General features: G+C 66.6%; 10 protein-coding genes and 1 tRNA gene. 8 read left to right on the top strand and 3 right to left on the bottom strand.

The window, feature by feature from the left end; genetic code table 11:
• Positions 1-33 precede the first annotated feature (33 nt).
• The gene (locus ABD768_RS05040; RefSeq protein WP_344837796.1) at positions 34-1,584 is read left to right on the top strand and encodes a metallophosphoesterase family protein; all 1,551 of its coding nucleotides are present in this window, start codon (positions 34-36) and stop codon (positions 1,582-1,584) included.
• A gap of 74 nt (positions 1,585-1,658) precedes the next feature.
• The gene (gene pyk, locus ABD768_RS05035) at positions 1,659-3,101 is read left to right on the top strand and encodes a pyruvate kinase (RefSeq protein ID WP_343977770.1); all 1,443 of its coding nucleotides are present in this window, start codon (positions 1,659-1,661) and stop codon (positions 3,099-3,101) included.
• 187 nt (positions 3,102-3,288) lie between these two features.
• On the opposite strand, the gene ABD768_RS05030 is transcribed toward pyk, so the two are convergent.
• Positions 3,289-4,038, bottom strand: coding sequence for a transposase (locus ABD768_RS05030; RefSeq protein ID WP_344837793.1), 750 nt, complete (start codon positions 4,036-4,038; stop codon positions 3,289-3,291).
• Positions 4,039-4,118: 80 nt separating this feature from the next.
• Positions 4,119-4,191, bottom strand: a tRNA-Leu gene (locus ABD768_RS05025).
• Between the two features lie 163 nt (positions 4,192-4,354).
• Here ABD768_RS05025 and ABD768_RS05020 point away from each other — a divergent pair.
• From ABD768_RS05020 to ABD768_RS04995, 6 genes are all read left to right on the top strand, one after another.
• The gene (locus ABD768_RS05020; protein ID WP_425552182.1) at positions 4,355-4,936 is read left to right on the top strand and encodes an ANTAR domain-containing response regulator; all 582 of its coding nucleotides are present in this window, start codon (positions 4,355-4,357) and stop codon (positions 4,934-4,936) included.
• A gap of 192 nt (positions 4,937-5,128) precedes the next feature.
• On the top strand, positions 5,129-6,370 hold the full coding sequence (locus ABD768_RS05015; protein ID WP_344837789.1) for a branched-chain amino acid ABC transporter substrate-binding protein: 1,242 nt from the start codon (positions 5,129-5,131) through the stop codon (positions 6,368-6,370).
• 84 nt (positions 6,371-6,454) lie between these two features.
• Positions 6,455-7,387, top strand: a complete 933-nt coding sequence (locus ABD768_RS05010; protein WP_343977781.1) for a branched-chain amino acid ABC transporter permease — start codon at positions 6,455-6,457, stop codon at positions 7,385-7,387.
• Complete coding sequence (locus tag ABD768_RS05005) at positions 7,384-9,078, top strand: branched-chain amino acid ABC transporter permease (protein ID WP_344837786.1); 1,695 nt, start codon at positions 7,384-7,386, stop codon at positions 9,076-9,078. Before ABD768_RS05010 ends, ABD768_RS05005 begins: the two co-directional genes overlap by 4 nt.
• The gene (locus ABD768_RS05000; protein WP_344837784.1) at positions 9,075-9,926 is read left to right on the top strand and encodes an ABC transporter ATP-binding protein; all 852 of its coding nucleotides are present in this window, start codon (positions 9,075-9,077) and stop codon (positions 9,924-9,926) included. Before ABD768_RS05005 ends, ABD768_RS05000 begins: the two co-directional genes overlap by 4 nt.
• Positions 9,923-10,639, top strand: coding sequence for an ABC transporter ATP-binding protein (locus ABD768_RS04995; protein ID WP_343977790.1), 717 nt, complete (start codon positions 9,923-9,925; stop codon positions 10,637-10,639). Before ABD768_RS05000 ends, ABD768_RS04995 begins: the two co-directional genes overlap by 4 nt.
• Before the next feature lie 100 nt (positions 10,640-10,739).
• Here ABD768_RS04995 and ABD768_RS04990 read toward each other — a convergent pair whose 3' ends face one another.
• Positions 10,740-11,480: a DUF554 domain-containing protein gene (locus ABD768_RS04990; RefSeq protein ID WP_343977793.1), complete on the bottom strand. Its 741-nt coding sequence runs from the start codon at positions 11,478-11,480 to the stop codon at positions 10,740-10,742.
• Positions 11,481-11,579: the final 99 nt, after the last annotated feature.

Raw genomic sequence — 11,579 nt, 5'->3', positions numbered from 1 at the left:
CGGTGTTTGAACTTGGGCAATAGGTTGGGGACCGTGTTTCGACGGCTGGTGACGAAGGCCCGGCTCCGCAAAGCGGCGCCATGGGCCGCGCTGGTGCTGCTCTGGCTGGTGGTGTCGGTGTCGATCGGCCTGCTCGGCTTCGCCAACGACTCCGAACGCGTCACCATCGGCGCACACGCCGCCAACGTGTCGCCGACCTTCGACAACCACGCCACCCTCGACCTCGGCGCCGTCCTGCCACGCCTCCGCCTGCAGACCGATCTGCCCGCGGACCTCGGTCTCAACATCGACATCCAGGAAACCGACGCCGACAACCTGACCGAGCTGCTCAACCGCGACGCCCTGATCGCCTCCCAGCCCGACGGTGAGATCGCCCGGATCCGCCAGGTGGTCCGCGAGATGGCCGTCGACAACGCGGTCGCCGGCGCCGGCTCAGGCCTGCTGGTGGCCGTCGTCGTCGCCACCACCTGGGCGATGGTCGGCCCCCGCCGACGGCGGGAGCTCTGGGCGGCCTTGCACAACTCCGAGCGCCGGGTGCAGCACCGCGCGATCGTCGTACTGGTCGCCATGCTGACCACGATCGCGTCGATCTTCGGCCCGGCCGCGATGCGCACCCCCGAGGCGGCGCCGACCACCTGGCAACCACTCTCCAAGCTGCTCCCCGAGCTGTCCTTCGACGATCGGCTGAAGAACGTGGAGGTCGCCTCGGGCTTCTCCACCACCGGCGGGGTCGGGGTGATCCGTACGGCGGTCGAGACGTACGAGCGGTCGACCGAGTTCTACGGTCAGCTCCGCGATCGCGTCAGCCGGGTCGGCGGCCGGATCCACCAGCCGGCCGAGGGGGAGACGGTCGCGCTACTCGTGTCGGACCGGCACGACAACATCGGGATGGACCCGTTCGCGGCCGAGGTCGCCAAGGTCGCCGGGGCGAAGGTACTGATCGACGCAGGGGACGACTCGTCCTCGGGGCAGGCGTGGGAGGTGTTCAGCATCAACTCGCTCGCTCAGCACTTCAAGGATCTCAAGGTGGTCGCGGTCGCGGGCAACCACGACGCCGGCGGGCACATCGAGGACGCGATGCGGAAGAACAAGTTCACCGTGCTCGACAGCAAGCCGGTCGAGGTCGAGGGGATCCGGTTCCTCGGTGACAGCGACCCGACCAAGACCGGTCTCGGCAGCGCGGACACGCCTGGCGACGAAACGACGGTGGAGCAGTCGAAGCGCCTTGCCGACGTCGCCTGTGAGCAGCCCGAGGACAAGCGGATCTCGACCTTCGTCGTCCACGATCCGGCGTCCTTCCAGGACACGGCCAATCGTGGCTGTGCGTCGCTGCTGCTGTCCGGTCACCTGCATCGCCAGGTGGGGCCGGACACCAAGATCCTCGGCGGCAAAGCGGTCACCACCTTCACCAACGGGACGACCGGCGGAGCGGCGTACGCGTTCGCCCTCGGGTACACCCTGCGGCGTCCGGGCGAGGTCACTCTGATCACTTATGTGAAGGGTCAGCCGACCGGTCTGCAGACCGTCACGGCCGAGCTGACGGGGGAGATCACGGTCGGCACGTACAAGCCGCTGGCCAACTGACACAAGTTGTTAACCGCCCAGTAACGGGGGCGGACCAGCGGCGCAGTGGTCTTGTAGGAGTAGGGTTTTGTGACGTGCGTCGCGCAAAGATCGTTTGTACGCTCGGCCCGGCTACGGCCGCCCCTGAGCGCATCCTGGAACTCGTCCAAGCAGGCATGGACGTCGCAAGGCTGAACCTGAGCCACGGCGCCCACGCCGAGCATGAGCGCATCTATCACCGGATTCGCGCTGCAGCGGAGGAGACCGGCAAAAACGTCGGCATCCTCGTCGACCTGCAGGGCCCGAAGATCCGGCTGGCGGAGTTCGCCGAAGGCAAGGTCACCTTGACCTACGGCGAGCGCTTCACCATCACCACCCGGGAGGTCCCCGGGGACGTGACCATCTGCGGTACGACGTACGACGGGCTGCCCGGTGACGTCAATCCGGGTGATCAGCTGCTCATCGACGACGGCCGCATCGCACTGGTCGCCGAGGAGGTGACCGAGACCGACGTGATCTGCCGGGTGGTCGTGGGCGGACCGGTGTCGAACCACAAGGGCATCAACCTGCCCGGTGTCACGGTGAGCGTGCCGGCCATGTCCGAGAAGGACGCGGAGGACCTGCGCTGGGCCCTGCACCTGCCGGCCGACATGATCGCGCTGTCGTTCGTCCAGCGCGCGGCCGACATCCAGATCGTGCACAAGATCATGGAAGAAGAGGGTCTGCGGATCCCCGTCATCGCCAAGATCGAGAAGCCGCAGGCGGTCGCCAACCTGGACGAGATCATCGAGGCCTTCGACGGCTTCATGGTCGCCCGCGGTGACCTCGGCGTGGAACTCCCGCTGGAGGAGGTCCCGCTGGTCCAGAAGCTGATCATCGACCAGGCCCGGCTGAACGCGAAGCCGGTGATCGTCGCCACCCAGATGCTGGAGTCGATGATCTCGGCCCCGCGCCCGACCCGGGCCGAGGCGTCCGACGTCGCCAACGCGGTGCTCGACGGCGCCGACGCGGTGATGCTGTCCGGCGAGACCAGCGTCGGCCGGTTCCCGATCGAGACGGTCAAGACGATGGCCCGCATCGTCGCGTCGACCGAACAGCACGGCCTCGGCCGCGTCGCCGAGATCGACTGGGAACCCCGCACCAAGGGCGGCGTCATCGCCAAGGCGGCTGCTGACGTCGCCGAGCGGATGGAGGCCAAGTACCTGGTCGCCTTCACCCAAAGCGGCGACACGGCGCTTCGCCTGGCCCGCTACCGCACCGAGATCCCGGTCCTGGCCTTCACGCCGGTTCCGTCGGTCAGCGCCTGGCTCTCCGTCGTCTGGGGCATCGAAACCCACATCGTCCCCACCGTCCAGCACACCGACGACATGGTCCGCCAGGTAGACCAACGCCTCCTCGAACTGGGCAAACTCCAAAAGGGCGACCTGGTCGTCATCGTCGCCGGCTCCCCACCCTCGATCCCCGGCTCCACCAACGCCCTCCGAGTCCACCGCATGGGCGACGCCATAGGCGGCGCCGCCCCCGCCTACCGCGACTGACCTCGAACCAGAGCCGGGCAAGAACAAAGAACAAAGAAATACATGAGTAGTGATTGAGGCGGGCGGTCAAGTGGCCGTCCGCTTCAGTTTGCCTACCTTGGGGTGCGGGCCAGCAGATCTACGGGTTCGGCTGCGAGAGCGACGGGCCCGAGAGTCCGCCTGCGCGGCCAGCGATCCGGTCAAGTGCTCAGGACTTTGGACCGACGTGCTGGTCGAGCGAAGGGACGGCCTGGCGTTTGGCCACTGATAGCGCATTGGGGCGAGGCATTCGCCAAGGAATAGCCAATAGGTCGAGGGCCCATTGGCAGAGCGCCATGATGTCGGAAGATTCATTGGAGAACTGGTAGCGCGGGTATTCGTAGCGTTTGAGTTCGCCGGCTACGCGACGGGTCGCCCAGTTCGCCACGCGGCAGCCGTCGGAGTGGAAGAGGCCTCTGAGGAACCCTCCAGGCTCTTCGGTGACCAGATCACGCTGCCACTCAGCCAGTTTGATTTGGCGGAGGTGCTTGGGTCCAGGCCCGTGCTGGGGGAAGAGGCACGGCCAGTGCTTCCAGTAGGAGACGACCGAGATGTAGCCGACTGCTTGGGTGCGATGGACCGGGCGGGATGGGTGGACGGCTCGGATGGATGCCTCGGCCTCGTGGATCAGGCGAGGGTATTTGTTGTCGCAGGCAACTCTGAGGGCATACACCTGCTTCTTCCCGGCAGACAGGCAGCCGTCGCCGAGGTAGAGGCCCAGGAGATGCGCGTATGGTCCGGCCGGCGGCTTCCCGTTGGTGCAGAGCGGGCAGTCGACCGGGTCACTCTCCGAGCCCACCCGGTCCCGCCAGTCACGGAGAGTAGCGCGACTCACTCCGAGCCGCCTACTCACGGAGCTCAGGCTCTCGCCTGAGGCCACGGCGTCTCGCGCCAGCTCTCTTGTCCACCGGTCGTACATGAGCCCAGCGTGCCAGCGGCCACCGACACATCCGGGACAGACAAAAGCCTCGAACCCAAGGGGATTCGAGGCTGATCCGGTGCCCTGGGTGGGATTCGAACCCACACTGTACGCAGTTTGAGTGCGCTCTCTCTGCCGTTGGAGTACCAGGGCTTTGCGCCCAAGATCCTAACCCACGGAGCAGGTTGCGACACGGCAGGGGCACGCGGTCGAGCAAGACCTATCTTCCTTGTTTTGGTGACCTGCTGGCAAATCGATTCGCCCGAACTGCGGTTGCGCCCGGGCGGCGCGAGAGGGGATCGATAGGGTGGTCCTTGTGAATGCTAAGCGGGTGGTGATTGCGGAGGATGAGGCGCTGATCCGGATGGATCTAGCGGAGATGCTCGAGGAGGAGGGGTATGACGTCGTCGGGCAGGCGGGGGATGGGGAGGAGGCCATTCGGCTGGCGACCGAGCATCGGCCTGATCTGGTGATCTTGGATGTGAAGATGCCCAAGCTCGACGGGCTCAGCGCGGCGGAGAAGATCGCGGGGGAGCGGATCGCTCCGGTGCTGATGCTGACGGCGTTCTCGCAGCGGGAGTTGGTGGAGCGGGCGCGGGACGCCGGCGCAATGGCGTACCTGGTGAAGCCGTTCTCCAAGGCGGATCTGTTGCCGGCCATCGAGATCGCCGCCTCCCGATACGTCGAACTGGCCGAGCTCGAGCGTGAGGTGGCGGATCTGGCCGAGCGGCTGGAGACCCGCAAGCTGGTCGACCGGGCCAAGTCGGTGCTGCAGACCAAGTTCGGGCTGACCGAGCCGGACTCGTTCCGCTGGATCCAGAAAACCGCCATGGATAAAAGAGTTTCGATGCGTCAGGTCGCCGAGTTGGTCGTTGACGAGGCGGGCAGTGACGACTGAGTCACTCTCCGCTCATCGGAAAGCGCCCTGCAGACGGCATTAACAGTCGTCACTGATGCTCATGCTGCTTACCGCTGTAACGACCTCACAACACACGCTCCGTGACGTTCGCTTGTGACGCTTCCGGAGGTCTAACCTGCGGGTGCTCGCGGCAATCGCGGGAGTCCGAGGGTTTGCTCGGACTATCCAGACATGGGAGGAACAGTGCAGCAGCGTTCCGTAGTACGGGTCGGCGCGACGCTGATCGTGGCGTCGTTGGCCCTGACTGCCTGCGGTTCACGCAGCAAGGACGACAACGCCGGGGGCGGCGGCAGTGCGACCAAGACCGCCAAGATCGGCGTCATCGCACCTCTGTCAGGCGACCTGTCGGCGCTGGGTCTGGGTATCCAGCACTCGGTCGAGCTGGCCGTCAAGCAGGCCAACGACTCCAACGCGATCCCGGGCTGGAAGCTCGAGGTCGACGCGAAGGACGACGAGGCCAAGCCGGACCCGGGTAAGAACGCCGCCACGTCGCTGGCCGGCGACAAGGACGTCATCGGCGTCGTCGGCACGCTGAACACCAGCGTCAGCCAGCAGGTCCAGCCGGTCCTGTCGACCGCCAAGATCGTCCAGGTCTCGCCGGCCAACACCGGCCCGGGCCTGACCCAGGGCGTCGACTGGCAGAAGGACCCGAAGCGTCCGTACGCCTCGTACTTCCGCACCTGCACCACGGACGCGGTCCAGGGCCCGTTCGCGGCCCGGTACCTGTACGAGACGGCCAAGATCACCAAGGTCGCCACGGTGCACGACAAGAAGGCGTACGGCCAGGGTCTGGTCGGCACCTTCACCGAGGAGTTCAAGAAGCTGGGCGGTACGGTCGTCGAGGCCGAGACCATCAACCCGGACGACTCGAACTACCAGGCCGTCGTGACCGCGATCAAGCCGAGCGCGCCGCAGGCGATCTACTACGGTGGCGAGTACCCGGCCGCCGGACCACTGTCGCAGCAGATGAAGGCCGCCGGCCTGAACGTCCCGCTGATGGGCGGCGACGGCATCTTCGACCCGAAGTACATCACCCTGGCGGGCAAGACCTCCAACGGTGACCTGGCCACCTCGGTCGGCGCGCCGGTCGAGGCGCTGGACCCGGCGAAGAAGTTCGTCGCCGACTACGCCGAGCAGAAGTACCCGGAGCCCTACGCGGCCTACGGCGGTTACTCCTACGACGCGGCCAACGCGATCATCAACGCGCTGAAGGTCTCGCTGAAGGACGCCAAGGACGTCGAGTCGGCCCGTCAGGCGACCATCGACGCGATGAGCAAGGTCAGCTTCGACGGCGTCACCGGCAAGGTCGCGTTCGACCAGTACGGCGACACCACGTCCAAGGTCCTGACCGTCTACAAGGTGGATGCCGGCAAGTGGGCCACCGTGGAGACCAAGGACTTCGAGAGCAAGTAGTCGACCCATGCCCCGGGGGTGGGACGCCACACGTCGTCCCACCCCCGTGGCATGCCGCAAACTCAAGCCAGTTGGGAGGTCGACGTGGACCTGTTCTTTCAGCAGCTCGTGAACGGGCTGACCCTTGGATCGCTGTACGCCCTGATCGCGGTCGGGTACACCGTCGTCTACGGCATCGTTCAGCTCATCAACTTCGCCCACGGCGAGGTCTTCATGATCGGTGCGTTCGGCGCACTGACGACGTACCTGTTGTTCTTCGACGGTCAGACCGGCGTGTGGATCCTGCCGATCATGATCATCGGCGCCATGATCGCCTCGGTCGGCACCGCGGTGCTGATGGAGCGGATCGCGTACCGTCCCCTGCGGAACGCGCCCCGCCTGGCACCCCTGATCACGGCGATCGGCATCTCGGTCTTCCTGCAGGAGTTCATCCGGCTCTTCTACGAGAAGATCCCGGACTTCCCGAGCGCCAAGCAGCGGATCCCGTTCCCGCAGCTCGACCTGGTCAGCGGTACGGCCGTCGAGGTCGGCAGCGTGACGATCCAGCGGTCGGCGATCTTCACCGTCGCGGCGCTCATCATCTGTTCGGTACTTCTCTGGTACTTCATCACGCGGACCCGCCTGGGCCGCGGCATGCAGGCCGTCTCGCAGGACCCGGACACCGCCCGGCTGATGGGTATCAACGTCGACCGGATCATCGTCGTGGCGTTCGCGCTCGGCGCCGTCCTGGCCGCCGTCGCCGGTGTGTCGCAGGGACTGCAGAACAACAACATCGACTTCCGGATGGGCTTCCTGGCCGGTCTGAAGGCGTTCACCGCCGCGGTGCTGGGCGGTATCGGCAACATCCAGGGCGCCGTGGTCGGTGGCCTGGTGCTCGGCGTGGTCGAGGCGATGGCGACCCAGTTCGGCCTCGGCGGCAGTACCTGGAAGGACGTCTGGGCGTTCGTGATCCTGATCCTGGTGCTGGTCTTCCGGCCGCAGGGCCTGCTCGGAGCGAGGGTGGTGGATCGCGCATGAGAATTCCCAACCTGCCCGAGAGCTTCACGTCCAAGCACGCCGCCAAGGGCTGGCCGCTCGGCCTGGCCGGGGTGGCGCTGATCATCATCGGCTCCTTCCTGTCCTGGAGCTACGACGACCAGATCCTCGGCGACCTGTCGCTGAACTTCTACCCCGGCGGCCTGCAGATCCTGGCCATCATCGGCGCGGTCATCGGCCTGTTGCTGCTGCTCACCGCCAAGGGACCGCTCGAGTCCCGCATCGGGCCGTGGCTCGACGCGGCGCTCGGCCTGCGCGCCCTCGGTCTGTGGATGCTGATCTACATGGTGCTGGTGCTCGTTGCCATCACCACCGATTCCGACGGCCTGATCAACGTCAACCCGGGTGGCTGGGTGTCCTTCGTGGGCGCGCTGCTGCTGTTCCTGGGCGCGCGGGTCGTTCCGTTGCGCGAGCACCGTGACCTGGCCGCGGCCAGGGCGCCGGGCTGGGCCGAGGTACTCGCGATCGCCGTCGTGATGGCGGGTGTCCTGTTCGGCGCGGCCTACGCGCTGGGCCGCGACGACGCCTGGTCGTTCGTGCTGTTCCTGGTCTTCGCCGCCGGCGTCATCGCGATGATGGTGCGGACCGGCATCCTGACCTGGTTCGGCCACGTCGCCCAGCGGCAGAAGAAGATCCTCACCCTGTCGGCCTTCCTGGTCGCGTTCCTGTTCCCGTTCACCCAGAACGGGTCGGACGCGAACATGTCGATCGCCACCCAGGTGCTGGTGTTCGCCGCCACCGCCATGGGTCTGAACATCGTGGTCGGCCTGGCCGGCCTGCTCGACCTCGGGTACATCGCCTTCCTCGGTTCCGGCGCCTACGTCGCGGCGACGATGTCGCAGTCGGCGTTCGCCACCATCGGCTGGAAGCCGCCGTTCCTGGTGGTCGTCCTGCTCGGTGCGAGCGTGGCGGCGGTGCTGGGCCTGATCATCGGTTCGCCGACGCTGCGGGTCTCGGGTGACTACCTGGCGATCGTGACGCTGGGCTTCGGTGAGATCTTCCGGTTCTCGATGTTCAACCTGGACGGCAACAACGGCCCGAACCTGACCAACGGCCCGAACGGTGTCCCCGGCATCCCGGACCTGGAGATCGGCAGCTTCAACTTCGGCGCGACGCACACCATCGCCGGGATCGATCTGGGCAGGTTCTCGAACTACTACTTCCTGCTGCTGATCCTGATCGGCGGCGTCATCCTGGTCTTCGCCCGGCTCAACGACAGCCGGATCGGCCGCGGCTGGGTGGCCATCCGCGAGGACGAGAAGGCCGCCGAGGCGATGGGTGTCAACGTCTTCGGCCTGAAGCTGCTGGCGTTCTCGGTCGGCGCCTTCCTGGCCGGCCTGGCCGGCACCATCAAGGCCCACCAGGACGGTGCGGTCAGCCCGGACCAGTACGTCTTCCTCGAGTCGGCGTTCCTGCTCGCGGCGATCGTCCTGGGCGGTATGGGTACCATCGCCGGTGTGTTGCTGGGAGCAACGATCCTGAAGCTGCTGCCGGAGAAGCTGCGGTTCTTCTCGGAGTACCGGCTGCTGCTGTTCGGTCTGCTGCTGGTGCTGATGATGCGGTTCCGTCCGGAGGGGCTGGTCGCGAGCAGACGGCGGCAGCTGGAGTTCCACGAAGAGGACGAGGAACTCGCGGTGGCGATCGAGCACGAGCTGGTCGAGGAGGCGAAATGACCGTCACGGAGGAAGTGAGCAACGCCGTACCGGCCAGTCCGCAGGTGGTCCTGGAGGCCTCCGGCGTGACCATGCGGTTCGGTGGTCTGCTGGCGGTCAACGACGTCAACCTGACCGTCCGCGAGGGCGAGATCGTCGGTCTGATCGGCCCGAACGGGGCCGGCAAGACGACCTTCTTCAACTGCCTGACCGGGCTCTACAAGCCGACCAGCGGCCAGGTCCGGTTCGCCGGCAAGCCGTTGGCGCCCAAGCCGACCGCGGTGGTCAAGGCCGGGATGGCCCGCACGTTCCAGAACATCCGGCTGTTCGCGAACATGACCGCGCTGGAGAACGTGATGGTCGGGCGCTACTGCCGGACCAGCGCGGGCGCGCTCACCGCGGTACTGCGGGGGCCGAAGTTCCGTCGCGAGGAGCGCGCCACCCGGGCCCGTGCCCAGGAGCTGCTCGAGTTCGTCGGCCTCGGCAAGTCGGCCGAGCACCTGGCCCGCAACATGCCGTACGGCGACCAGCGCCGGCTCGAGATCGCCCGCGCGCTGGCCACCGACCCGAAGCTCATCCTGCTGGACGAGCCGACGGCCGGTATGAACCCGCAGGAGACCCGGCAGGCCAGCGACCTGATCTTCAAGATCCGGGACTCGGGCCTGTCCGTGGTCGTCATCGAGCACGACATGCGCTTCATCTTCAACCTGTGCGACCGGGTGCTGTGTCTGGTCCGCGGCGAGGCGCTGGTCGAGGGAACCCCGGGTGAGGTGCAGTCCGACCCGCGGGTGATCGAGGCCTACATCGGCACCGGTGAGGACGACGACGAGGACGACACGCCCGTGACCGGTGAGGAGGGCAAAGCATGACCGCGATGCTCGAGGTCAAGGACCTGGAAGTCTCCTACGGCAAGATCGTCGCCGTGAAGGGGATCAGCTTCTCGGTCGAGCAGGGCCAGGTCGTCTCGCTGATCGGCACCAACGGCGCCGGCAAGACGACGACGCTGCGGACCATCTCCGGCCTGCTCCGGCCCAGTGGTGGCGAGATCACCTTCATGGGCCAGCGGATCGACAAGGTGCCGGCCCACGACATCGTCACGATGGGGCTGGCGCACTCACCCGAGGGCCGGCGGATCTTCCCCCGGCTGTCGGTGGAGGAGAACCTGCTGCTCGGCGCGTTCGCGCGCAACGACCACGGTGCGATCCGCAAGGACCTGGACGCGGCGTACGAGTTGTTCCCGATCCTGGGGGAGCGGCGCAAGCAGCCGGCCGGTACGTTCTCGGGCGGTGAGCAGCAGATGCTCGCGATGGGCCGCGCGATGATGAGCAAGCCCAAGCTGCTGATGCTGGACGAGCCGTCGATGGGGCTGTCGCCGATCATGATGAAGCGGATCATGTCGACGGTCACCGAGCTGCAGCGGCAGGGTACGACGATCCTGCTGGTCGAGCAGAACGCCCAGGCGGCGCTCAAGCGGGCCGACTACGGCTACGTGCTCGAGGTCGGCCAGATCGTGCTGTCCGGCTCCGGCCGCGAGCTGCTCGTCAACGACGACGTCCGCAAGGCGTACCTCGGCGAGGACTAGCACCCGGCAGTACTGGTTGCCTTGAACACCCAATGGGGACCTTGAACAGGTAATAACTTGTTCAAGGTCCCCGTTTGGTGTCTGAGGCAACAACTGATGGTCAGTTGCGGATGACAACGAGGAGCTGGACCAGCAGCGGCGCGACGATCAACGCCGGCAGCAGGTCCGCGACGGCGATCTGCTTGATCTTGAGCAGCCGTAGAGCCACACCGACCAGCAGCAGGCCGCCAGTGGCGCCCAGAGCGGTCACGTGGGCATCGGGAAGGATGTCGCCCAGTACTGCGCCGACGGCCGTCATCAGCCCCTGGATGACCAGTACGACGACCGCCGACGCCGCCACACCCCACCCCAGCGACGCGGCGAAGGCGATCGAGGCGAAGCCGTCCAGCACCGACTTGAGCAACAGCTGATCGGCGCCTCGCCCCAGCCCGTCGGACAGCGCGCCCAGGAACGTCAACGGCCCGACACAGAACACCATCGACGCCGACACGAAGCCTTCGACGAAAGTGCTTTCGCTGTCACCCCGGCTGAACCGGTGCTGCATCCAGGCGCCGAATCCCTCCAGCCGCTGCTCGATCCGCAGCAGCGAGCCGGTGATGCCGCCGATCAGCATCGCGCCGAGCACGATCAGTACCGGAGCGCTGTCTCCGACGGCATCGCTCAGCACGTCGTCGCCCACGGTCAGTGCCGAACTGATCGCGATCAGCAGCGTGACCAGGCCGAGGGCGTCGGTGACCAGATCGCGGGTCCGGTGCTGCAGCCGGTGACCGATCAGGACGCCGAGGACCGAGCCGACGAGCACTGCCGCGACGTTCACGACAGTACCGATTCCGATGAACAAACCTGGTCTCCCGTTTCGCTTCGCGTCAGCTTTGCATCGGACCCCCGAAGCCCTACTGTTGCGCGGGGGATGAGCGTATCCGCTCATATCTGTTCACCT

The organism is Kribbella ginsengisoli (assembly GCF_039537185.1).
In the GTDB taxonomy this organism is placed as follows: Bacteria; Actinomycetota; Actinomycetes; order Propionibacteriales; family Kribbellaceae; genus Kribbella; species Kribbella koreensis.
Note: the sequence above shows the minus strand (reverse complement) of the source record. Positions and strands in the feature narration are given on the sequence as shown.